Here is a 23,767-nt window from a genome sequence, read left to right on the forward strand (position 1 = left end):
CAAGTAAATTTGATATTCATTACCTTTACAGTGGATTTAGGAAAAGAAACAATTATTCAAATCATCAATTATATGGATTCTAAAAAATTAACGTTAAGTAACGGCGCACCTTATTTTGAACATCAGGATTCACAGACGGTAGGACCAAGAGGCCCGGTATTGCTGCAAGACTTTATTCTTCAGGAGAATCTTGCGCATTTCGTTAGGGAAAGAATTCCTGAAAGGATTGTGCATGCCAAAGGAAGCGGAGCGTACGGAACATTCACCGTAACGCATGATATCAGCCAGTACACGAAAGCAAAACTGTTTTCAAAAGTAGGAAACAGGTGCAGAATGTTCGCAAGATTTTCCACGGTGGGAGGCGAAAAAGGAAGCGCGGATACGGCAAGGGATCCAAGAGGTTTTGCTTTAAAATTTTATACTGAAGACGGGAACTGGGATCTTGTAGGAAACAACACGCCCGTATTCTTTATTAAGGATGCAAAAAAATTCCCGGATTTTATTCATACTCAGAAAAGAGTCCCGAAAACCAATTTAAAAAGCGCCACGATGATGTGGGATTTCTGGAGCTTAAATCCGGAGTCGCTTCATCAGGTTCTGATATTGATGTCAGACAGAGGAACTCCATATGGTTACAGACATATGCATGGTTTCGGATCTCATACATTTTCCCTGATCAATGATAAAAATGAAAGGGTGTGGGTGAAATTCCATTTTAAAACAAAACAAGGCGTCAAAAATTTCACAGATGAAGAAGCCGTAAAAATGGCAGGAGAAAACCCTGATTTTGCTCAGGAAGATCTTTGCAATGCTATTGAAAATGGGGATTTTCCTAAATGGACGATGTACATTCAGGTGATGACAGAAGAACAGGCAAAAGATTTCAGATGGAATCCGTTTGATGTGACCAAAGTATGGTTCCATGATGATTTCCCTCTGATTGAGGTAGGAGAAATGGAGCTTAACGAAATACCTGTTAATTATTTCGCCCATGTGGAACAGTCTACTTTTTCACCTAGCAGCTTAATTAACGGAATCAGCTTCTCTCCTGATAAAATGCTGCAGGGAAGATTATTCTCCTATCCTGATGCTCACCGTTACAGAGTAGGTGTCAATGCCCATCAGCTGGAAGTGAACAGATGTCCTTTTGCTGTCAACAATTACCAAAGAGACGGTTTTATGGCAGATTCAAGCCACTATCAGGATAAACCGAATTATCATCCGAACAGTTTTGATGACATCAAGCCGGATTCATCTTATAAAAACTACGAATACGAGCTGGACAGTGCTCATGTTGCCAGCTACAACAGAAATGACAACGACAGTGATCACTATACCCAACCGGGACTGTTGTATTCAAAAGCAATGAATGCTGAGGACAGAGATCATTTGATCAAAAATATTGTAGGCAGCATGAGTGGTATCACAGGGCCGAAAAGAGATGAGATTATCAACCGGCAGTTATGTCACTTTTTCCGCGCCAACATTGAGCTTGGCATGAAAGTGGCTTCTCAACTAAATGTCAATATTGATGCAAATATGATGAATCATTCCAAATAATCATATTGAATGATAAATTAAAAAAAAGGAAAAAAAAATAATATTTTTTCCTTTTTTTTGTAAAAAATTCATAATTTGCAAAGGATGATATTTTAAAGTGGAAAAATGAGTTACGAGAACATATTATTAAAAAAAGAAGATAAATTATCTATCATTACCATAAACAGACCTGAGAGTTTAAATGCTTTAAATGCAAAAACAATTCAGGAAATCAGTACCGCACTGGATGAGCTTAACGCTGATACTTCATGCAGAGTCATTATCCTTACCGGAAGTGGAGAAAAATCTTTCGTAGCGGGAGCAGATATCAAGGAATTCAGTGAATTCGGACAGGAAAAAGCTGAAGAACTTGCAAGAAACGGACAAAATACATTGTTCAACAAAATTGAAAACATGTCTAAACCTGTCATTGCAGCCGTAAATGGTTTTGCATTAGGAGGAGGTTTGGAGCTTGCTATGGCATGCCACATCAGATATGCATCGGAAAACGCCAGATTAGGGCTTCCTGAAGTAACGCTTGGATTGATTCCGGGATATGGAGGAACTCAGAGGCTTCCGAAGCTTGTAGGAAAAGGTATTGCCAACGAAATGATCTTCTCAGCCAAAATGATTCTGGCTCAAAAAGCAAAAGAAATCGGACTGGTGAATGAAGTTTACCCTATTGAAGAATTATTAACCAAAACGAGAGAATTAGCAAACACGATTGCCTACAATTCACCAATGGCAATATCGAAGGCTATAAACGCCGTGAATTTATCGGATACGGAGAAAGGTTTTGAAACTGAAATCAAATATTTCGGAGAACTTTTTGAAATGGAAGATAAGAAAGAAGGAGTTACTGCGTTTCTAGAGAAGAGAAAACCTAACTTCTAAATCTTTCTAAAAGATTTTAATCTAAATTATTTCGAAAAAAAACAATGCTGCGGTATGAATAAGTTTGATAAAGCTTATCTAAAAATGGCTCAGGAATGGGCAAAACTCTCCTACTGTAAGAGAAAACAGGTGGGAGCTCTTATCGTAAAAGATAGGATGATTATTTCAGATGGTTACAACGGGACTCCTTCGGGATTCGAAAACTGCTGTGAAGATGAAGACGGAAAAACACACTGGTACGTATTGCATGCGGAAGCCAACGCTATATTAAAGCTGGCGGCCTCTACCCAATCTGCAAAAGGAGCAACGTTATATTTAACGCTGTCTCCCTGTAAAGAATGCAGCAAGCTGATTCTGCAGGCAGGGATTACGAGACTGGTGTATATTAATGAGTATTCGGATGACGATGGAATATCGTTCCTGAGAAACCATAACATTGAAATAGAACAAATATCGGACTGTGAACTAAAAAAATAAGCACAAATGACTTGGGATGAAAAGATCAAAGATTTTGAAATATTTCTTCGTTTCGAAAGAAATTTTTCAGAAAACACGCTCGACGCCTATGTTCGGGACATTAAAAAATTAAAAGATTACGCAGAAGAGGATCTGGAAAACGTCGGTCCAGACTCCATCGGTTACGAAAACCTGCAGGAATACATTTTCAATCTTTCCAAACAGAAATTCAGTGAGAGATCACAGGCAAGATGGATATCTTCCATCAAAGCTTTCTTCAAATTTCTGCTGGAGGATGAATATCGTGAAGACAATCCTGCGGCGTTACTTGAAGGTCCTAAACTGGGATTATATCTACCTGATACTTTAAGCCTGCCTGATATCAACAAAATTATTGCTGCTATTGAGGTCAATACAGATCTTGGAAAAAGAAACCAATGCATCATAGAGGTTCTATATGGCTGCGGACTTCGTGTTTCCGAACTGATCGATCTGAAGATATCCAATATCAACTTCAAAGAGCAATATATCAAGGTACACGGAAAAGGAAACAAAACCCGTTTTGTTCCTTTAGCTGATTATACGGCTGATCTGCTTGAAAGTTATATCAAAGAGGTTCGTTCTAAAGGTAAAATCAATAAGAAATATGAAGATACTCTGTTTTTAAACAGCCGTGGAACTTCCATGTCCAGGGTAATTGTATTTCTTATTATTAAAGAACTTACAGATAAAGCAGGGGTTAACAAAAAAATATCTCCACACACATTCAGACACTCATTTGCAACCCATTTATTACAGAATGGAGCAGATTTACGTTATATCCAGGAAATGCTGGGACATTCCAGTATTACAACAACGGAGATCTACACGCACCTGAAAACAGAAGAATTAAGGGATGTTATTTTGAGTTATCACCCGAGAAATATTAATATTGCTCAATGAAACTATTGAAATATTGCCCAAGCTGCGGCAAAGAGTCCTTACACTGGGATGGTGAAAAGAAATGGAGCTGTCCGGAATGTGGTTTTACTTTGTATAATAATGTGGCAGGCGCGGTAGCGGTTGTCATCAGATGTGGAGACGAAATTTACCTTACCAGAAGAAACAGAGACCCTAAAAAAGGAAAGCTGGATCTCGCGGGAGGATTTGTTGACCCTAAGGAAAGTGCAGAGGAAACCTGTAAAAGAGAACTTTTTGAAGAACTTCAGCTTGATATCGATATTTCTAACCTGAAATACCTTACCAGTCTTCCCAACATTTATCAATATAAAGAAATTGATTACAATACGATCGATCTCTTTTATGAATACAATGTTGCGGAAAAATTTGAGGTAAGTCTTGAACTCTCTGAAATCTCAGAAGCAGTCTGGATTCCTTTACAGGATCTGGATCTTGAAGATATCGCTTTCGATTCTCAGAAGAGATTTTTTGAGAGCTATATAAAGAAATAATTTTTGTAAAATATTCTCCCGTAGATTTTACAGATCAGCAGATCATTGTTTAAACAATATGCTTGGTTTGTAAAATCTGCGGGAGTTTTTTTAGGAGAAACTAATAGGTTTTAGTCTTCAGCATTTCTTCAAAATACTGAATCAGCAATGCTCTTTCAGCTTCTGAAAGATTGGCTTCTTTATGATAAACAATATAACCGGGCATCGGCATTGTTTTATTCTGAATGGTCTGAATGGATTTAGTCAGCATATTCTCCTTCAAATCCTTATTATAAGTTCCCCAGGTCGAAAAATTAAGATGTTCCCTACCTTCATTCACATGGCTTTTTACAGACCATGAAATGGGTGCGATAAAAGCATATTTCGGATAAACCGTTTCATTGGAATGGCAGTCATAGCAAGCGTTTTTAAGCAACGTTCTGACTTTTTCCGGTGATTTCCTTGAATCAACAAAGTTGACCGCAGAATCAACGGGTTTATTCACCCTGTCAACAGGGAAAAACTGAATCAGGGCAAACGCCACCAATGTCCAGAATACCATTTTCTTAGCCATCTTCATCTGCTTACTTAGCTGGAGTTAAAACAGCATTACCGGATTTAAATTCTTTTTTCTGCACTTGCTTCGTTGCTGCAGGTTCTGCAGACACCGGAGTTTCTGACGGAGATGGAGTGGCAGGTGCCGGAGCCGGCGTTGTTACAGTTGGTGATTTCGGACTATCAAGTGTTCTGGTATCTTTCAGATCCCAGTCCTCTCTCGTTTCCCATAAGGCTCTGACAATAACTTTTTTATAGAAAATATAAGCATCTTCAGCAAAAATATCATTCGCGAAATCTGCTTCGTCCCAATATTTGTTTCCGTTATTGTCCACAAGAATCCTTACGACATATTCTCCAGGTCTGAGTATATCAAACTTTACCTTATCTCCTTTGGTATATTTCTGATAAGCTACCTTGTCAGAATCCATTAACTGAATCCAGTAATTTGCTTCCGGCGGATTGGAAACAGAGAACTCAACACTTCCAAACTGATCTACTTTGGCAACATCAAAGTCAAAACGCTTTGATTGGGTATTTTTGGCATAGAATGAATATACGGTTTCCTTAGGAACTGTAAGTTCATAGCTTTTGCCCATCACAAAGTCGGATTGAACATGAATCTGGTAAGGATTTGTTTCGGAGATTTTAGCAGTGAACGGTAAAGTTGTTAAACTGTCTCCTTTGGCTCTTAAAGTCCATTTTGAAGGGTCAATTTTATCAACAATATAGTTTGATGCAATTTTCAGATCTGCCTTTGGAGCGATAGAAGTTCCGTCGTTATCACTAAAGACATCCATAGCATTTTTCTTATTATATCTGTAAAATAAAGAAACGCTATAGGCACTGTCTTTTTTCGGACCTTTATTATGGGTGAAGATCAGCTTTTCATTTGCTTCCTGACCCACATTATCCTTTACAGCATCAAACCAGATTCTTACAGAGTCTGATTTCGGATTGTGTGTTATCTTGACATCCTTTAATTTCTCGTTCAGCGACTGTACCTTTACTTCATCAGGATTTCCTTCAAAGGTCATCAGAACTCCTCCGGCTATCTCTTTCATTTCTACATACTTCACCGGTTTTTTGGAAGGGTATACCTTTAAGTTTAATCCTGAAATGGATTTCTCAACATTCACCGGATCTTTCTGGAACCCTACTTTTTCTTTTCCGGGATCATACATTGAATTTCCGTTCTCATCTTCAAAAGCAATAATTTTGTATTTTCCGGGAGTCAGATAATTTAATTCGTAATATCCATCTTCATCTACCTTAGTGATATAGTAAGGCTTTTTCTTGTAATCCATGGTATCTTTTACCTGATACAATCCTACCACTAGCTTATTTTCTGTTGTAGTTCCGGTTTTCTTTTTAGTATCGAGGGCATCCTTTACTTCACCACTGATATACAAATCATCCAATTTGTCTCCTGTGGAAAAAGCAAAATTGAAATACCTAAGTATATTAGATTCGTTATTATCAACAATTGAATTTCCAAAATTGAAATTATAAGTGGTATTGGCCTGAAGGGTATCTGTCCACTGAATCAGAACAAATTTGTTGGCAATATTCGATGGAAGTATTCTCGTTATTCCTTTAATAGGAGGTGAAATAATCAGGTTTTTATTGATATCCTTCAATGTCACATATTCATCAAAATCCAGACGGAGTTCACGAATATCTCTTTTGACATTGATTCTTGTTGTATCAATGTTTGAGCTTAAAAACTTGGGTGCCAGGGTATCTTTAGGCCCTCCGACAGGAGATCCTACTCTTGCACATGAATGTACAAGAAAACAGATAATGAGTAATAAAAGAAACCTTTTCATGAAAATGTTTAGGCAAAAGTAAACATTATTCTCCAAAAACTTCCTGTCCGGAATTCAAAGTATCTTTATTGTCGTGCATAACGGTATGCAGCTTTTCCTTCTGCAAAGGGAAATCTTCGAATAAACCAGACAATGCAAGTGCTGTATATACTTTGTTTGAATATTTATTTCCAATAGCTACAATGGTAACCTTAGATTTTAAAAGATGGGCAAATACTGAGTTGGTGCCATGCCACCATCCGTTGTGATAGGTCAGCTTCTCGCCATTATCAAATATTTTCATTCTGAATCCTAATCCATAATTATTCATTCCTGCTTTTTCATTGCTGTAAGGAGTGAATACCATCTGCATCAGTTCCGGTTTCAGGAAATTTTTCGAAAACATTGCTTTTGAGAAGTTGTATAAATCTCTTGGTGTCGTGTACACATTTTTATCTCCGTAAATCAGATCAAGTCTGTCTAAAGGATACAACTTATTTCCTCCATAATAGAAAGACTGCGAAGCTGTAGGAATATCTTTTTCCTGGAAGATGTACGTGTTATTCATTTTCAATGGTGTGAAAACCATTTCTTTCATCGCCTGAGGGAAAGGAGTTTTAGTCACTTTCTCAATTAATAAAGCCAATAAAGCAAAATTCGTATTGCAATACATGAATCCTGTATCCGTATCTCTTGCCAGATCTGGTTTATATTTGATAATCATATTCAAAACATCTTCATTGGTAATGAAAGGTTTTGACAGTTCTGCCGGGACAGGCTGTATTTTGGTGATAAAATATTCGTATTTCGGAAGACCGCTTCTTTGATCCAGCAAAGTCTGAACGGTAACATTCGGGTATGGAAACCCCGGAAAAAACTGAGTAAGATGATCCGTTAATTTTATTTTTCCGGCCTCTATCAGCTTCATCATTGCCATTGCCGTTAAAGTCTTTGAAACTGAAGCTACATGCAACGGTGTATTTTTGTCGATCGGCATCTGGTTTCCTTCTCTTCCGAAACCTCTGTAATTTTCATAAAGGATTTCATCTCCTTTGGCAACAAGAATTCCGCCGCTAAGGTCTCCTCCTTCCCATATCTTTTTGTAATACTGGTCTATATAGCTTACGGTAGTTTGTCTGTTCAAAAGCTGTCCGTCACCTTTTGTAAAAATATCACCCAGATCTACATTTCCATAGTTGGGCAGATTGGTTGTATTTTCAGCAGAAACTTCTTTGGCTTCAGCCTTTTTTTTACAGGAAAACAGGGATAAAAGAACAGTTAAGATAAGTACAAAATTACGCGTCGTCATGAGATTCAAAAATGAGCGGCAATTTAATAAAACTCAAAATAAATAATAAATATGAGGTGGATATTATGAATTATTTAACATAAATGGATGGAAAAGTAAAATATGGAAGGGCAAAATCATCAGAAAAGGCGGATTTACAAAAAGTAAATCCGCCTTTATATTTTATTTTTTAAACAACTTAACAGTGTGAAGCTACAATTTTATCTACAATAAACTGAGCCAGTTTTTCTTTACTTTGATGGGTCCATCCTGCAATATGAGGTGTAACAATGGCTTTCTCCGATTCAAGAAGATATTTCAGATCTTCATTTTCTGATTCAATGTTCTCGAAAGAAGACTTTTCATATTCCAGTACATCAAGACATGCACCTTTTACTTTTCCGGACTTCAATGCTTGTACTAAACTTTTAGTTTCCACATTTTTTCCTCTTGCAGTATTGACAAAATAAAAATCGTTTTTCATCTCTGCAATGAAAGTTTCGTCAATAAGATAGTGGGTTTCTGAAGTTAAAGGAATATGCAGGCTTACGACCTCTGCAGACTGTTTCAGTTCTTCCAGTGAAACCTGTGTTGCATATTCATCTGAAAGATCAGGAAGAATATCGTGGAAAATCACCTTACATCCGAACCCTGAAAGTCTTTTTGAAGTAGCTTTTCCCATGTTACCATAGCCAATCAATCCCACTGTTTTTCCCAACAGCTCATCTCCTCTGTTTTCTTCACGTTTCCAGATGCCGTTTTTCACTTCCTGGGAAGCAATAAAAAGTCTGTTCATGATCACCAGCAGCATTCCCACTACGTGCTCCGCCACAGAATCTCTGTTTCCCTCCGGAGAATTGATCAGCTGAATTCCAAGTTTTTCAGCAACAGGAATATCAATATTTTCCATTCCGGCACCTACTCTTGCGATGAACTTCAGATTCTTCCCTTTTTCCAGAAAGTTTTTGTCCAGTGGAATACGGCTTCTGATAATAATTCCATCATAGTTCTCAATTTTATCACAAACCTCATTATAAGACGATGTAAAATCCTCTTCTAAAATAAAATTCTGAGCCAAAAGCTGTTTAGTAATAAGAGGATGGTTTTTATCTAAAAGAAGTATTTTCATTTTTTATTAATGATTTTAGAGATAGGAACAGATTCCTAAATGATTACAATTTTATTCTACCGCAAAGTTCGCAAATTTCTGAAAAAACAAATGCTTTTAAGCTCGCAAAGGCGTTAGCACTCAGCAAAGTTTAAAAGCATTTTTATTGATAAAGTATATAAGCTTACTTTTTTTCTTTCTTAGATTCCTGTGGTTCCTGGAATAGTTTTTTAAGCTCTACAGACTCCAAAGGTTTCATTCTTCCGGAAAGGATTAATGAAAGTTCTTTTCTACGGAATGCTGCTGCAAATCTTTCCTTTTCCTCATCTGTTTCAGGAATCATTTCCGGAATAGGAATCGGACGGTTGAATTCATCTACTGCAACGAAAGTATAAATCCCGGCATTCGTATGAACTTTCTTCTGGTTGATTGGATCATCCAACCATACATCTACATACACTTCCATGGAAGTAGAAAATGCTCTTGAAACTTTAGACTCCAACACCACAACACCACCTTCCGGGATCGGATGGTTGAAAGATACGTGGTTTACTGAAGCTGTTACTACTCTTCTTTCACAGTGTCTTGCTGCTGAAATAGACGCACAACGGTCCATTTTTGCTAAAAGCTCACCACCGAAAAGGTTTCTTAAAGAATTGGTTTCGTTCGGAAGAACGATATTGGTCATAATGGTCAGAGATTCTGACGCTTTTTTTATTTTTGCCATCTAGTCTTAGTGTTGTTTGGGACAGCCGGAGCAGATTGTTTTACTTTTCCGGCGGGTTTTACTAATGAATCTTTTTTCAAAGAATCTGTAACGGGTGTTTCCGGAGTATCTACTTTCATCTTCACCGTATCTTTTACGATCCTATGGGTAGAAGTTTGTACTGAAACATTATTGAAAGATTTTTTTCCGAAAAGAAGTTCCTGCTGGGTAAACGCCAGGTATACAATTCCAAGAACAGGGATAATCAGAAGGAAAAGCCAAAGAATTGTTTTTTTGAATTTAAAATCCTTTTCACGATTCACTGAAGCATTTACTTTTTCCCCGTTATTGATATCTGAAAATCTGATTTCTTCCAATCCGTAAAAATCCGGACGTCCGGATTCTATTCTTTTTCCCTTGAAATGGGTATGTCCTTCTTCAATGAAAACGGTTCCAAGATTCTGAATGTCAAGAACCTGTTCGGCCTGAAGTTTTTTCTTCCAAAAATCAGTCTGAATTTTAAGATCACTTCTTGAAGCTTCCAGAGACATCTGTTTTTGTTCTGCAATAAAGGCAGTAAGGTCTTCAGCCCGGACTTCATAGTCTATGGCAAATTCAATCTGACTGGCCGGAGGTAAGATGCTTCCGTTTTCAGAATTGATAATTGCCTTAGAATTTTTCAGTGAAAACACCCCAAAGCCTGGAACTGTGGCAGTTCCAAATTGTTTTAAGTATTCTAAAATATATGCTGAAATATTCATTTGGCAGCAAATTTATAACTTTTTCGGGACTTTTTGTAATATTTAATGGATATAAAAAAGACTGCCGGAACAGTCTTTTGATTATTCTGTATTAAAACAGATATACTGTTATTTAAACTGTTTTTTTTAAGTTTAAAAATGGTAAATCTATTAAAAAGCAAACACCGATTTGTCAATTACTGAATTTTCCAGCTTACTCCAAACATAAAGTTCGTTCCTGCCTGTGAAAAATAATAAGGCTGCCCATCATAAACAGATCCGTTATTAACATATTTTTTATTGAACAGGTTATTCACCAACAACTTCAATGCAATTTCATTATTGGCAATTTTAAACTGGTACTGAGCATTGAAATCTGTCAGGAAATAATCTTTAAGCTGCAGATTGGCATCTTCGGTATTGTCCAGATATTGTTTTCCAACATACTGATTCATTAAAGCAAACTGGAAATTTTTTGTAGGATTGAATTTCAAACCTAAATTGGCTATAACATTTGGAGAAAATGAAATCTGGGTATTTCCAAGGCTTTTAGGAACATCACCATTCTGAATATTAAAATCCTGGTTTCTGTTCTGGCTTAATGTTACATTTCCTGAAACCTCCCATTGTTTGGATAATTTTGCCAAAGCACCAACCTCAATACCTCTTCTGTAGCTCTTCCCTGAGTTTGTTCTGATAAATGCTCCTACGTTATTCAGTTCTCCGTTCAGAACCAATTGGTTCACATAATACATATAATACACATTAGCAGTAAAAGAAACGATTCCGAACTGTTTTTCAAAACCGGCTTCAATATCGTGAAGCTTTTCTGCTTTTACATCATTATTGGCCATCAGGTCATCTCTGTTGGGTTCACGATGGGCGTGGGCGTAAGAAAGGAATATTTTACCTCCGTCAATTCTGTAATTCACTCCGGCTTTTGGATTAAAAAACAGCCAGTTTTTACTTAAATCTGCCCCTTCACCATCACCAGCCGCCAGAATCTTTGTGTTGTAATTTATTTTTCTGAGCTGCAAGTCACCAAAGAATTCAAAATTATTCAATCTTAATAAAGCTTTTGCAAAACCAGCCACCTCATTCTTTACAGAGCGGTTTCTGTAGTATTCACTTTCCTCAATCTGAGGAAAAAATACTCCTGTTACATTTCCATAGTGTCTTCCGTAATACTGATTGACCACAGCACCGAAGTTCAGATCTAAATTTTCAAACTTTCCGTACAATGTAGAAACCATTCCGTAGAAATCGTTGTTCAGCCATTTTTTTCTGATAAAGTCTGAAGCTTTTATCGTTTGTCCTCCTTCTGTTATATTGGGAAGGTTATATCTTGAAAACGGATCTCCCTGCTTGTAGTTTTCATAATATCCTTTTCCTTTTGTATAGTGGAACGTGGTTTCCAGATTCCAGCGGTCGTTGAATTTTTGTTCCCACAGCAACTGATAATGATTCTGTCTGTAGTTATCCGTTTCATTATCATAGAAACTTACAATATTCTCCCAACTGGCATCGTAAATGGCCCCTGAAATATTGAATTTGGGATCAGTCTCCCAGGTTTTACGATCAATCCCATTCCATGCCTGATAGGTTTTCTCTTTTCCGCCAAAAGCCATTAAACGTAATTTCGTATTTCCTTCCTCAAATAAAGCAGTGAAATTATAAGAATGTAAGCTGGATGAAGCTCTGTCGATGTATCCGTCAGAATGAATATGGGTATATCTTCCCATCACGGAAAGTCGGTTTTTCCAGAATTTCCCGGAACCTATTTCTGCTGAATATTTGTAAGTATTAAATGAACCGTAGCTATCATCCGTTTTAAAATAAAATTTCTCTTCAGGATCCTTGGAAAGTACGTTAATACTTGCTCCGAAGGCAGAAACCCCGTTATTGGAAGTTCCTACTCCCCTCTGAATGACAATCTGTGAGGCAGAACTTGTCAAATCCGGAACATTGACAAAAAAAGTTCCCTGGCTTTCAGAGTCGTTGTATGGAACACCATTCATCATCACATTGATGGCACTTCCCGAAACACCACGAATTCGGAAACCCGTATATCCTACCCCGTTTCCGGCATCTGACGTCGAAATAATGGAAGTTTGGTTTTTCAAAAGAATAGGAAGATCCTGTCCCAGATTCTTACTGTCCAGATCTTTCTGTACATTGACGATTTCCTTTGCTACCGGAAGCCTTTTGGTAAAGTTGACTGCTTCAATTTCCCTGACTTTCAGAGAATCTGTACTCTGAGCCTGTATAAAAGCCGCAGCTCCTACGGTAAGTCCTAAAAAAAATAATCCTTTCATTCTATAAATCTTTAACATTTAATGAATAAAAGGGGTTGAGCAATAATGTAACAATTTTATTAATTTAACAGTCTAGCAATTGGTATATTGTTATACTGTTTCATTGGTACATTTTCAATTCCCTAAACAGCATTACCTGTTCCAGGTTCATTGGGTATAATCTCAGCCTTTTAAAGCACCCCTTTATTTCAGCCGCAAAATTACAAAAAATATATGAACTGCGATCGGGTTACGAGATGCGGGCTTTTGAATATCAGATTACGTGGTAAATAAATAGTTACAGAATGGAAAAGACACTATGAAAAATAGGAGTTATCAAATAAATCATTCATCATTCATCATTTATAACTCTTTAGTAGGTTTTGTTGTTGGCATCGATATAGTAGTAATTCGAGCCGTCTTTTGTCACTTCAAACATTTTACCCAGTTTCCAGCTGAAATTTCTTTTAATATTGGAATATTCAAACGGAATAATCACTTTATTGTTAACATCAATGATTCCAAATTTATCATTATTGGAAGCAACAATCATTGGATTAGCTACATCATCCCCTTCAAGAATGAACAGATACTGATATTGAGGATAGATCTGATATTGTCTGTAATCTGCGGCATTTACAAATTTTGATTTTTCAATGATTCCGTAAAAACCATTCAGGATATAAGCTTGGAATAACTGTTGTTTATATTCTTCAAATTTACATTTTCCAAAATCGGTATCTTTAAACTGATAGACTCTCTTACCAGACTGATCTATGCGGTAAGAAATCATATTTTTCTCCACCGTAGCATAGTCTTTTGTTCCAAATTTTCTCACTTTTTCATTGGGTGAATTCAGAAGATTACAGTCTTCATAAAAAAATACGGCAATATGATATTCCGGCTGGATAATAAATTTCCCGTTCTGATTGACATACCCGAACTGATCTCCTTTTTTTTTAGGAATCAAAACAGGAAGATCTTTATTGATCACTACCAGATCAGCATTAGGTTTGCTGGCTGAAGCTGCTTTTTTAACCGTAGTTTTTGTTCCTTTTTTCACAGGAATTTTCTTCACAGATTTGGTCTGCGAGAAAACGAAAATCGAAATAAAAACACATAAAACATTCAGGATATTTTTCATATTCTCCATTTGATTACAAAAATACGACCAAAAATAGATATTATAAAATTCATATTTATAAAGAATCTAAATAATTTCATTCTTATAAAATTGTAAAATTTCGTAATTTTGGGAACATTTTGAAATGTTTGATAATTTTAAAAAACTTTTGAAAAAGTGTGGATTATGCTGACTTTATTCGGTTAATGTTGCATCAAAATGCGAGAACTCAAAATGTCATTAATTGTATTTATACACACCGGTAAAGAAAAAGCTGACCTAGCTTTAATTTTGAAAGACCTTCTATTATGAGTATTTATAAAGATTACATCAAAGAGATTGAAGAAAGAAAAACCCAGGGGCTTCATCCAAAGCCAATTGATGGTGCTGAATTACTAAGCGAAATCATTGCACAAATTAAAGATTCAGATAATGCTGACCGACCGGACTCTCTTAAATTTTTCATTTATAACACACTACCCGGAACTACGAGTGCAGCGGGAGTAAAAGCAAAATTTTTAAAAGAAATTATTCTGGGTGAATCCGTAGTAGAAGAAATTTCCCCGGCATTTGCCTTTGAATTATTATCTCATATGAAAGGCGGACCTTCTATTGAGGTTCTGCTGGACCTTGCTTTAGGCAACAATGCAGCTATTGCTAAAGAAGCTGCCAACGTTCTTAAAACTCAGGTTTTCCTTTATGAAGCAGATACGAACCGTTTGAAAGAAGCATTCAACAGCGGTAACGAAATTGCAAAAGAAATCCTTGAAAGCTACGCAAAAGCCGAATTCTTCACTAAACTTCCTGAAGTTGCTGAAGAAATTAAAGTAGTTACTTATATTGCTGGTGAAGGAGATATTTCTACAGATTTACTTTCTCCTGGTAATCAAGCTCACTCAAGATCAGACCGTGAACTTCATGGAAAATGTATGATCACTCCTGAAGCTCAGGAAGAGATCAAAGCTTTACAGGCAAAGCATCCTGATGCAAGCGTTATGCTGATCGCTGAAAAAGGAACAATGGGTGTTGGATCATCCAGAATGTCCGGAGTAAACAACGTGGCTCTTTGGACAGGAAAACAGGCCAGCCCATATGTACCATTCGTTAACATTGCTCCTATTGTAGGAGGAACAAACGGTATTTCTCCGATCTTCCTTACCACAGTAGACGTTACCGGAGGTATCGGTATTGACCTTAAAAACTGGGTAAAGAAAGTTGACGAAAACGGAAACCCGGTTCGTAATGAAAACGGTGACATTGTTCTTGAAGAAGCATATTCAGTAGCAACAGGAACTGTTTTAACAATCAATACAAAAGAAAAGAAATTATATAACGGCGACCAGGAACTGATCGACCTTACCAAATCTTTCACTCCGCAAAAGATGGAATTCATCAGAGCAGGAGGATCTTACGCGGTCGTATTTGGTAAAAAACTACAGACATTTGCTGCTCAGGTTTTAGGTATTGAAGCGCCAACAGTTTTTGCTCCGTCAAAAGAAATCTCTCATGAAGGACAAGGACTTACGGCTGTAGAAAAGATTTTCAACAGAAATGCTGTTGGAACTACTCCGGGAAAAGTATTACACGCCGGTTCTGACGTTCGTGTACAGGTTAATATTGTTGGATCTCAGGATACAACAGGTTTGATGACCGCTCAGGAATTAGAATCAATGGCAGCAACTGTGATTTCTCCAATCGTAGATGGTGCTTACCAGTCCGGATGCCACACGGCTTCTGTTTGGGATAAAAAAGCTCAGGCTAACATTCCTAAGCTGATGAAATTCATGAACGAGTTCGGACTGATTACAGCCCGTGACCCGAAAGGTGAATACCACGCCATGACTGACGTTATCCACAAAGTTCTTAACGATATCACTGTAGACGAGTGGGCTATCATTATTGGTGGTGACTCTCACACCAGAATGTCTAAAGGAGTTGCTTTTGGAGCTGACTCAGGAACTGTAGCTCTTGCATTGGCTACCGGTGAAGCATCTATGCCGATCCCTGAATCTGTAAAAGTAACTTTCAAAGGTGAAATGAAGCCTCACATGGATTTCCGTGATGTGGTTCATGCAACGCAGGCTCAGATGTTAAAGCAGTTTGGAGGAGAAAACGTATTCCAGGGTAGAATCATTGAGGTTCATATCGGAACACTTCCTGCTGACCAGGCATTTACCTTTACAGACTGGACTGCCGAAATGAAGGCAAAAGCTTCTATCAACATTTCTGAGGATAGCACTCTGATCGAATCACTGGAAATTGCAAAAGGCAGAATCCAGATCATGATCGACAAGGGAATGGATAATCACAATAAAGTTCTTCAGGGATTAATTGACAAAGCCAATAAGAGAATTGCAGAAATCAGATCAGGTGAAAAACCTGCTTTAACTCCTGATGCAAACGCTAAATATTATGCTGAAGTTGTTGTAGACCTTGATGTAATTGTTGAACCAATGATTGCTGACCCGGATGTAAACAATGACGATGTATCTAAAAGATATACTCACGATACCATCAGAGACCTTTCTTACTATGGAGGTGAGAAAAAAGTAGACCTTGGTTTCGTAGGATCCTGTATGGTCCACAAAGGAGACCTTAAGATCGTTTCCCAGATGTTGAGAAACCTTGAAAAGCAACAAGGAAAAGTAGAATTCAATGCTCCGCTTGTAGTGGCAGCTCCTACTTATAACATCATTGATGAATTAAAAGCTGAAGGTGACTGGGAATTACTGGAAAAATATTCCGGTTTTGAATTTGATGACAACGCTCCAAAAGGAGAAGCACGTACAGAGTACAAAAACGTAATGTACCTTGAGCGCCCGGGATGTAACCTTTGTATGGGTAACCAGGAAAAAGCAGCGAAAGGAGATACTGTTTTAGCAACTTCTACCCGTCTTTTCCAGGGAAGAGTAGTTGAAGATTCTGAACGTAAAAAAGGAGAATCCCTGCTTGCTTCAACTCCGGTTGTTGTTCTTTCTGCAATTATCGGAAGAATCCCAAGCATTGATGAGTATAAAACTGCTGTTGAGGGAATTGACCTTACTACTTTCGTTCCTTCTATTAAAGAATTAACAAGTACAAGCGCTCACTAAGAGATTGATAATAAGTCGCAAGACTATTGAATAACTATATTATTGGAAGATTTTATCCCTTAAGGGTTTAAAATCTTCCAATTTTTTGTTTAGAACGTTTCTATTTTAAGATAATTACGTTTTTTTTTCGATAAAAGCTGGAAAATAAATTCTAATTTTTCTTAAATTGAAAGTTATAAAATCTATTGATTTCAGAATCAAAAACACCCTGTTTATGGATTATAGGAACGTTTTTTGATGCGTAGATAAGTGATTTTCTTTTTCAACACAGGGAAAAGAAGCATTAACAGAACAAGAACAAAACTAAAATACGATATGACTTTTGATATTGATATGATCAAAAAGGTGTACGAACGTTACCCTGAAAGAATTGCAGCAGCAAGACAAATTGTGGGAAAACCTCTTACCCTTTCAGAAAAAATCCTTTACACCCACCTTTGGGAAGGAAATGCTACACAAGCGTATGAACGAGGGAACTCTTATGTGGACTTTGCACCGGACAGAGTAGCGATGCAGGATGCTACCGCACAGATGGCACTTTTACAGTTTATGCAGGCAGGAAAAGCTAAAGTGGCTGTTCCTTCTACTGCTCACGCGGATCACCTTATCCAGGCTAAAGTAGGTGCTGATAAAGACTTACAGGAAGGGATCAACAAAAACTCCGAGGTATTCAACTTCTTAAGCTCTGTATGTGATAAATACGGAATCGGATTCTGGAAACCGGGAGCAGGTATTATTCACCAGGTTGTCCTGGAAAACTATGCATTTCCCGGAGGAATGATGATTGGTACCGACTCGCATACGGTAAACGCCGGCGGACTGGGAATGGTTGCTATTGGTGTAGGAGGTGCTGATGCGGTAGACGTAATGGCAGGAATGGCCTGGGAACTTAAAATGCCTAAACTTATCGGAGTAAAATTAACCGGTAAAATGAACGGATGGACTTCTGCAAAAGATGTGATCTTAAAAGTTGCCGGAATTCTTACCGTAAAAGGAGGTACAGGATGTATCGTGGAATATTTCGGTGAAGGTGCAGAATCTCTTTCCGCAACCGGTAAAGGTACGATCTGTAACATGGGTGCTGAAATCGGGGCTACCACTTCTACTTTCGGATATGATGATTCTATGAGAAGATATCTTTCCGCTACAGGAAGACAGGACGTAGTAGATGCCGCTGATAAAATTGCTGAACACTTAACGGGGGATGCTGAAGTATATGCTAACCCTGAACAATATTTCGATCAATTAATAGAAATCAACCTTTCTGAATTGACACCTCACTTAAACGGACCTTTCACTCCGGACTTAGCAACTCCTGTTGCTGAATTCAGAGCTAAAGCTGAAGCTAACGGATGGCCATTAGAAGTGGAATGGGCGCTTATCGGTTCTTGTACCAACTCTTCTTATGAAGATTTATCAAGAGCGGCTTCCATTGTAGAAGATGCAGTATCAAAAGGCGTTAAACCTAAAGCTATCCTGGGAATCAATCCAGGTTCTGAACAGGTAAAATTCACAGCAGAAAGAGACGGATTCCTGGATTCTTTCAGAAAATTTGAAAACGCAAGAATCTTTACCAATGCCTGTGGACCATGTATCGGACAATGGGACAGAGAAGGTGCGGAAAAAGGAGAGAAAAACTCTATTATCCACTCTTTCAACAGAAACTTTGCGAAAAGAGCTGACGGTAACCCAAATACCCATGCATTTGTAGCTTCTCCTGAAATGGTAGCTGCTGTAGCGATCTCAGGAAGATTGGATTTCAACCCGATTACGGATACATTAACTAACGAAGCAGGTGAACAGGTAAAACTTAACGAGCCTAAAGGTTTCGAACTTCCTTCAAAAGGATTTGCTGTAGACGACAACGGATACCAGGCTCCATCAGAGGACGGTTCTAAAGTTGTTGTGAATGTAAGCCCAACTTCAGACAGACTTCAGTTATTGGAAGAATTTCCGGCATGGGACGGTAAAAACATTACAGGAGCAAGAGTATTGATCAAAGCTTTCGGAAAATGTACTACCGACCACATTTCTATGGCTGGACCATGGCTGAAATACAGAGGTCACCTGGATAATATTTCAAACAACATGTTGATTGGAGCAGTGAATGCTTACAACATGGAGACCAATAAAGTTAAAAGTGAATTAACCGGTGAATACGGTGAAGTTCCGGCTGTACAAAGAGCTTATAAAGCGGCTGGTATTCCAACAATCGTTGTAGGAGACCAGAATTATGGTGAAGGTTCTTCAAGAGAGCATGCTGCCATGGAGCCAAGACATTTAGGAGTGAAAGCTGTATTGGTAAAATCATTCGCGAGAATTCATGAAACCAACCTTAAAAAACAAGGAATGCTTGGAATCACTTTCGCTAATGAAGCAGACTATGATAAGATCCTGGAAGATGATGTTGTTAATTTCTTAGATCTTGATCAGTTCGCTCCGGGAAAACAACTTACTTTAGAGTTCATTCATACTGACGGAACTAAAGATATCATCATGGCGAACCATACTTACAACGATCAGCAAATTGATTGGTTTAAAGCTGGTTCTGCGCTGAACCTGATCAAACAACAGGAAAAATAAGATTAATTGTTAGATTAATTAATATAAGACGGCTTCAGTTGAAGCCGTCTTTTTTATTTTAAATGTCTTAAAATTTCTTTTACTGAACTTTGGTAAATATTCCAACCTGTAAGGTTTAGCTCTCATATGAATATTATGATATTCTATCAAGAAGATCTGCTCTATAGCTTTCTCCAATAGGAATCTCATCATCAGGAAGAATCACTTTTTTAGCCCCGATACTTTTCACTTTATCCAGATTGATAATAAAAGATTTATGTACCCGTACAAATTTTTCAGGAAGCTGGCTTTCCATAGATTTAAGCGTATCCAGAACGATATATTCATCATTTTCTGTACGGATATTAACATAATCTTTGATGCTTTCAATATACAGGATTTCATTGAAACTTACGCGATGCCTCTGCCCTGAAGACTTTATATAGAAATGAGTATTTTCTTCCTTTGGAAAAGAAAAACGCTCCTGAGCCTTTAAAACACTTTTTTGAAATCTTTCAAAAGAAACAGGTTTCAGAAGGTAATCCACGACATTATGCTCATAGCCTTCCAATGCATATTCCGAATAGGCTGTTGTTAAAATATATTTCTGATGGGTTCCTACAATTTTCATAAAATTGATTCCCGTAAGCTCAGGCATCTGAATATCCAGAAAGATAAGGTCTGAATCATTTTTCTGAAGGTATTCAAGGGCGTGAATCGGATTTTCTGTGGAAAAAACCAGTTCAAGAAAAGGAATTTTTTCCACATAATGTTCAAGAAGTGAGATGGCCAGCGGCTCATCATCCACGATAATGCATTTTAACTTATTCATCCCTTAAATCAATTTTTAAATCTACAATAAATTCCGTCTCCGAATCTTTGATCTCAAGCTGGTGTTTAGGATACAATATTTCCAGTCTTTTTTTCACATTCTGAATTCCTATTCCTGAAACAGTATCTTTCATTTTCTGTGTTTTAAAATTTAAAAGATAAAAATGCAGAACTTTATGATGATCTGAGATTTTCATTTCAAAACCTTTATCACGAAAATCCCCATGTTTAAAGGCATTCTCAACAAAAGGAACCAACAGCATGGGTGAGATCTTCAGATGAGGGTGTTGAATATCTTTTTGTATACTCAACAGTTCGGGATTTCTGATCCTAAGTTTCTCCAGCGCAATAAGACTATCAATATATCCGATTTCTTTATCAAGCGAAATGGAATCTTTTTCAAGGTCTTTCGTGCTGTACCTCAGCAGCTGCCCCAGTTCTTCAATAGCCGGAAGCGCCTTATCCGATTTCTGATAAACAAGCGAGTAGATATTATTTAATGAATTAAAAATAAAATGAGGATTGATCTGGGTTTTCAGAGCCTGAAGTTCAGCCTGTTTCTTTTCGATCAGAAGTTGCTTTTTATCATTTTCAGCCACTCCATATTTCTCCAGAATCCATAGAATCCCGGCAATGAAAGTAGTCAGAGAGCTGTTGTAAATATTATCGAAGAAATAGTAAAGAAGTCCGGTTTCTTCATCATAATTCCGGAAGCCAAGAGTAGAAGGCAGAATCATTTCTTCCAAAGCGTATCTTATACTGGCAAAACATAACAGGGTCAGCATAAAAACAAAAACTGCCGAATACAGTTTCTCAAGTTTAAAAACTTTTGGGAAAATAAAGAAATACGATATATAAAATGTCACAATTTTTACAATAAAAAATGTAACCCTCAGAATGTGTACTTCCCGACGGTTAGTTTCCGGAACAAAAAAATTAGGAGTAATGACAGTTCCTATGAAATTGAAACTCCAGTAAATAATTTGAAGCCAGATAATTTGCTTTTTATTCATAATCAAATATAAATCTCTAAAGGCATAATTCGTTAATTGTTTTCGACAAAAACCTGTTTTTTTCCGACGAAACTTTTTTGACATGAATAATTGTCTTCTTCATCTAAATGCTGTTTTCTCATAGAACCTCTTCCGGTACTTTTGTCAGAGAAATGTAATATAAATATCATTCAATCTGTCTTTTATAATATGGAAAAACACATTGTATTTATAGCCACCCTGATTTGTTCTTTTTCAGCAGCACAAACCAAAGACACCGCCAATGTCAACAAAATAGAAGCAGTTACGGTGAACGGTAAAAAAGTTCTGGTGGAACGTAAAGTGGACCGTCTTGTTTACAATGTACAGAATTCTATGCTTTCACAGGGAAGTTCGGGAACTGAAGTTTTGGCTGGTACACCTTTATTACAGGTTGATGAAAATAAAGGACTGCTGTCCATTGCCGGAAAAAATGGCGTTGCTGTGATGGTTAATGACCGGATGCTGAATCTTTCCGGATCTGAGCTGATTAACTACCTTCGAAACCTTCGTTCGGAAAACATATTGAAAGTTGAAGTGATCACTACTCCTCCTGCCAAATATGAAGCTCAGGGAAACAGCGGAATTATCAATATTATTCTTAAAAAAAATCAGAATCCCGGATGGAGCGGCTACCTGACCACGAATTATACCCAAAAGACTTATGCAGCATTCAGCACAGTGGCAGGAGTGAACTATCAGAATGAAAAAGTGAAAGCATCTATCAAGCTTCAGGGATATGACGGAGATAAAAGATCAGTGGAAAATTATAAAATTACCGGGCAAAGCTCTTCTGTAAGCAGGGATGAAAGAAGGGATATGAATGACGGAGTAGGATTAAACGCCAGTTTTGATTATTCCCTTTCTAAAAATTCCAATATCGGACTGGTATATGATATTTCGAAAGGACATTCCAATATGGATATCAATTCAAAACAACATTACTTTACCGGGACCACTCCTACTTTGCAAACAGACACAGATTCAAAGCACCGTTCTTCATTTACTTCACAGATGCTTAATGTATATTTTGATCAGAAATTTGGGGAACATAAGCTCAGCATAGGTGCTAATTATTATGGAAATCTGCCCGATACAGAGGTAAATTTTACCACAAGAAATGTCGCTAACAATTCAACACAGATCGTGAAAAATCTTTCTTCAGTAGATTATAAGATCTATTCAGGGCAGACAGATTTATCTTTAAATTTCAAAAAAATACAGTTGGAAACCGGAGCAAAATACAGTCAGTTTTCCAATAATTCGGACATCGGATATTTTAATTTTATCAATGGAAATTACACCATAGACCCTGCAAAAAGTAATCTTTTTGATTATAATGAAAAAAATTATGCCGTTTATATCAGTGCCAGTAAAGATTTTGGCGAAAAATGGTCTGTGAAAGCAGGACTCCGTTATGAATATTCACAATCCAGCGGTTTCTCTCCTTCTACACAGGCAAAATCTGAGAATAATTACGGTAAATTCTTCCCTACGGCCTATCTTTCTTATAAAGCCAATCAGGATAATCAGTTCAGCATTAATTATTCCCGAAGAATCAACCGCCCTTATTTCCGGGCTTTGGATCCGTTCCGATGGTATTCCAATCCAAACACGTATTATTCAGGAAATCCGGGCCTGCAGCCTTCTTTTAATCATAATATAGAACTTAACTATATGTTTAAAAATAAATTTTCGGCCAATCTTTATTATCAGAGAACAACAAATAATTTTGATCAGATCACATTCCTGACCGGAATTAACCTCATCAGCACGTTTGAGAATTACTATAATCAGGATAATTATGGTATCAATCTGAATTACACAGATACTTTCTTTAAAATCTGGGAAAGCAATATTTCAACTTCGTTCAGTTATAATGAGACTCAGATTACAAGGTTCAATCTGGTTCCTAAAAACGGACAGTCGTTTTATTATTCCCTCAATAATACATTCCAGCTCAATAAGGCTAAAACGTTCATGCTATTTGTCAACTACTGGCATAATCTTCCTTCCCGTGACGGATACACCGCTGTAAGAAACAGAGCAAGTTTTGACGCCGGAATCAAGATGAGCTTTGTGGAAAAAGCACTCCAGGTTAACCTTTCGGTGAGTGATATTTTTAAACAGTCCGGATATAAGGGTGATATGTATTTTACAGATAATACACAGTCATTCCACAACTATTGGGATGCCCGAAGAATGACACTCAGCGTTACCTATAATTTGGGGAACCAGAAAATCAGATCCAATAACAGAGCGGTGAATTTCGAAGAGAAAAACCGTGCGCAATAATAATGTAACAGTAAT

18 protein-coding genes and 1 riboswitch are annotated in these 23,767 nt (G+C 37.4%); of the genes, 8 read left to right on the top strand and 10 right to left on the bottom strand.

The features are described from left to right. The first annotated feature begins 72 nt into the window (after window positions 1-72). From DEU40_RS10985 to DEU40_RS11005, 5 genes are all read left to right on the top strand, one after another. The gene (locus DEU40_RS10985) at window positions 73-1,560 is read left to right on the top strand and encodes a catalase (protein ID WP_110009966.1); all 1,488 of its coding nucleotides are present in this window, start codon (window positions 73-75) and stop codon (window positions 1,558-1,560) included. Between the two features lie 105 nt (window positions 1,561-1,665). Then, on the top strand, window positions 1,666-2,433 hold the full coding sequence (locus DEU40_RS10990) for an enoyl-CoA hydratase/isomerase family protein (protein WP_110009877.1): 768 nt from the start codon (window positions 1,666-1,668) through the stop codon (window positions 2,431-2,433). A gap of 54 nt (window positions 2,434-2,487) precedes the next feature. Continuing rightward, window positions 2,488-2,910, top strand: a complete 423-nt coding sequence (locus tag DEU40_RS10995; RefSeq protein WP_007844123.1) for a deoxycytidylate deaminase — start codon at window positions 2,488-2,490, stop codon at window positions 2,908-2,910. A gap of 6 nt (window positions 2,911-2,916) precedes the next feature. Continuing rightward, window positions 2,917-3,831, top strand: coding sequence for a site-specific tyrosine recombinase XerD (gene xerD / locus DEU40_RS11000; protein ID WP_110009878.1), 915 nt, complete (start codon window positions 2,917-2,919; stop codon window positions 3,829-3,831). Further along, the gene (locus DEU40_RS11005; RefSeq protein ID WP_110009879.1) at window positions 3,828-4,340 is read left to right on the top strand and encodes an NUDIX hydrolase; all 513 of its coding nucleotides are present in this window, start codon (window positions 3,828-3,830) and stop codon (window positions 4,338-4,340) included. The genes xerD and DEU40_RS11005 overlap by 4 nt, the downstream gene beginning before the upstream one ends. A 100-nt stretch (window positions 4,341-4,440) precedes the next feature. Here DEU40_RS11005 and DEU40_RS11010 read toward each other — a convergent pair whose 3' ends face one another. The 8 genes from DEU40_RS11010 to DEU40_RS11045 form a co-directional block, all read right to left on the bottom strand. Continuing rightward, window positions 4,441-4,899 carry a heme-binding domain-containing protein gene (locus DEU40_RS11010; RefSeq protein ID WP_110009880.1) on the bottom strand — a complete coding sequence of 153 codons (459 nt, stop codon included), beginning with the start codon at window positions 4,897-4,899 and terminating at the stop codon, window positions 4,441-4,443. 4 nt (window positions 4,900-4,903) lie between these two features. Continuing rightward, entirely contained in the window at window positions 4,904-6,703 is a 1,800-nt protein-coding gene (locus tag DEU40_RS11015) for an Ig-like domain-containing protein (protein ID WP_110009881.1), read from the bottom strand. Between the two features lie 25 nt (window positions 6,704-6,728). Continuing rightward, complete coding sequence (locus DEU40_RS11020; protein WP_110009882.1) at window positions 6,729-7,991, bottom strand: serine hydrolase domain-containing protein; 1,263 nt, start codon at window positions 7,989-7,991, stop codon at window positions 6,729-6,731. 178 nt (window positions 7,992-8,169) lie between these two features. Beyond that, the gene (locus tag DEU40_RS11025) at window positions 8,170-9,099 is read right to left on the bottom strand and encodes a 2-hydroxyacid dehydrogenase (protein WP_110009883.1); all 930 of its coding nucleotides are present in this window, start codon (window positions 9,097-9,099) and stop codon (window positions 8,170-8,172) included. Window positions 9,100-9,262: 163 nt separating this feature from the next. Beyond that, window positions 9,263-9,805, bottom strand: coding sequence for an acyl-CoA thioesterase (locus DEU40_RS11030; RefSeq protein WP_089695037.1), 543 nt, complete (start codon window positions 9,803-9,805; stop codon window positions 9,263-9,265). After that, on the bottom strand, window positions 9,793-10,545 hold the full coding sequence (locus DEU40_RS11035; protein ID WP_110009884.1) for a hypothetical protein: 753 nt from the start codon (window positions 10,543-10,545) through the stop codon (window positions 9,793-9,795). The genes DEU40_RS11030 and DEU40_RS11035 overlap by 13 nt, the downstream gene beginning before the upstream one ends. A gap of 176 nt (window positions 10,546-10,721) precedes the next feature. Further along, window positions 10,722-12,839, bottom strand: coding sequence for a TonB-dependent receptor (locus tag DEU40_RS11040; protein WP_110009885.1), 2,118 nt, complete (start codon window positions 12,837-12,839; stop codon window positions 10,722-10,724). A 101-nt stretch (window positions 12,840-12,940) separates the two neighbouring features. Next, window positions 12,941-13,032: riboswitch (TPP riboswitch) on the bottom strand. Between the two features lie 159 nt (window positions 13,033-13,191). Next, window positions 13,192-13,962: a WG repeat-containing protein gene (locus tag DEU40_RS11045; RefSeq protein WP_228406499.1), complete on the bottom strand. Its 771-nt coding sequence runs from the start codon at window positions 13,960-13,962 to the stop codon at window positions 13,192-13,194. 287 nt (window positions 13,963-14,249) lie between these two features. Here DEU40_RS11045 and DEU40_RS11050 point away from each other — a divergent pair, with 287 nt between their 5' ends. Both DEU40_RS11050 and DEU40_RS11055 read left to right on the top strand, forming a co-directional pair. Continuing rightward, complete coding sequence (locus tag DEU40_RS11050; protein ID WP_110009887.1) at window positions 14,250-17,033, top strand: bifunctional aconitate hydratase 2/2-methylisocitrate dehydratase; 2,784 nt, start codon at window positions 14,250-14,252, stop codon at window positions 17,031-17,033. A 315-nt stretch (window positions 17,034-17,348) separates the two neighbouring features. Continuing rightward, on the top strand, window positions 17,349-19,616 hold the full coding sequence (locus DEU40_RS11055; RefSeq protein WP_110009967.1) for an aconitate hydratase: 2,268 nt from the start codon (window positions 17,349-17,351) through the stop codon (window positions 19,614-19,616). 133 nt (window positions 19,617-19,749) lie between these two features. Here DEU40_RS11055 and DEU40_RS11060 read toward each other — a convergent pair whose 3' ends face one another. Both DEU40_RS11060 and DEU40_RS11065 read right to left on the bottom strand, forming a co-directional pair. After that, entirely contained in the window at window positions 19,750-20,427 is a 678-nt protein-coding gene (locus DEU40_RS11060; RefSeq protein WP_110009888.1) for a LytR/AlgR family response regulator transcription factor, read from the bottom strand. Then, complete coding sequence (locus DEU40_RS11065; protein ID WP_110009889.1) at window positions 20,420-21,439, bottom strand: sensor histidine kinase; 1,020 nt, start codon at window positions 21,437-21,439, stop codon at window positions 20,420-20,422. Before DEU40_RS11065 ends, DEU40_RS11060 begins: the two co-directional genes overlap by 8 nt. Window positions 21,440-21,628: 189 nt before the next feature. On the opposite strand from DEU40_RS11065, the gene DEU40_RS11070 reads away from it, so the two are divergent. Continuing rightward, window positions 21,629-23,752, top strand: a complete 2,124-nt coding sequence (locus DEU40_RS11070) for a TonB-dependent receptor domain-containing protein (protein ID WP_110009890.1) — start codon at window positions 21,629-21,631, stop codon at window positions 23,750-23,752. Window positions 23,753-23,767: the final 15 nt, after the last annotated feature.

It is taken from the genome of Chryseobacterium sp. AG844, assembly GCF_003182335.1.
GTDB classification, from domain to species: domain Bacteria; phylum Bacteroidota; class Bacteroidia; order Flavobacteriales; family Weeksellaceae; genus Chryseobacterium; species Chryseobacterium cupriresistens.

Bases quoted from the DNA above. Each gene is read 5' to 3' on its own strand.
- DEU40_RS10985 (WP_110009966.1), top strand. From the start codon at position 73: ATGGATTCTAAAAAATTAACGTTAAGTAACGGCGCACCTTATTTTGAA.
- DEU40_RS10990 (WP_110009877.1), top strand. From the start codon at position 1,666: ATGAGTTACGAGAACATATTATTAAAAAAAGAAGATAAATTATCTATC.
- DEU40_RS10995 (WP_007844123.1), top strand. From the start codon at position 2,488: ATGAATAAGTTTGATAAAGCTTATCTAAAAATGGCTCAGGAATGGGCA.
- xerD (WP_110009878.1), top strand. From the start codon at position 2,917: ATGACTTGGGATGAAAAGATCAAAGATTTTGAAATATTTCTTCGTTTC.
- DEU40_RS11005 (WP_110009879.1), top strand. From the start codon at position 3,828: ATGAAACTATTGAAATATTGCCCAAGCTGCGGCAAAGAGTCCTTACAC.
- DEU40_RS11010 (WP_110009880.1), bottom strand. From the start codon at position 4,899: ATGAAGATGGCTAAGAAAATGGTATTCTGGACATTGGTGGCGTTTGCC.
- DEU40_RS11015 (WP_110009881.1), bottom strand. From the start codon at position 6,703: ATGAAAAGGTTTCTTTTATTACTCATTATCTGTTTTCTTGTACATTCA.
- DEU40_RS11020 (WP_110009882.1), bottom strand. From the start codon at position 7,991: ATGACGACGCGTAATTTTGTACTTATCTTAACTGTTCTTTTATCCCTG.
- DEU40_RS11025 (WP_110009883.1), bottom strand. From the start codon at position 9,099: ATGAAAATACTTCTTTTAGATAAAAACCATCCTCTTATTACTAAACAG.
- DEU40_RS11030 (WP_089695037.1), bottom strand. From the start codon at position 9,805: ATGGCAAAAATAAAAAAAGCGTCAGAATCTCTGACCATTATGACCAAT.
- DEU40_RS11035 (WP_110009884.1), bottom strand. From the start codon at position 10,545: ATGAATATTTCAGCATATATTTTAGAATACTTAAAACAATTTGGAACT.
- DEU40_RS11040 (WP_110009885.1), bottom strand. From the start codon at position 12,839: ATGAAAGGATTATTTTTTTTAGGACTTACCGTAGGAGCTGCGGCTTTT.
- DEU40_RS11045 (WP_228406499.1), bottom strand. From the start codon at position 13,962: ATGAAAAATATCCTGAATGTTTTATGTGTTTTTATTTCGATTTTCGTT.
- DEU40_RS11050 (WP_110009887.1), top strand. From the start codon at position 14,250: ATGAGTATTTATAAAGATTACATCAAAGAGATTGAAGAAAGAAAAACC.
- DEU40_RS11055 (WP_110009967.1), top strand. From the start codon at position 17,349: ATGACTTTTGATATTGATATGATCAAAAAGGTGTACGAACGTTACCCT.
- DEU40_RS11060 (WP_110009888.1), bottom strand. From the start codon at position 20,427: ATGAATAAGTTAAAATGCATTATCGTGGATGATGAGCCGCTGGCCATC.
- DEU40_RS11065 (WP_110009889.1), bottom strand. From the start codon at position 21,439: ATGAATAAAAAGCAAATTATCTGGCTTCAAATTATTTACTGGAGTTTC.
- DEU40_RS11070 (WP_110009890.1), top strand. From the start codon at position 21,629: ATGGAAAAACACATTGTATTTATAGCCACCCTGATTTGTTCTTTTTCA.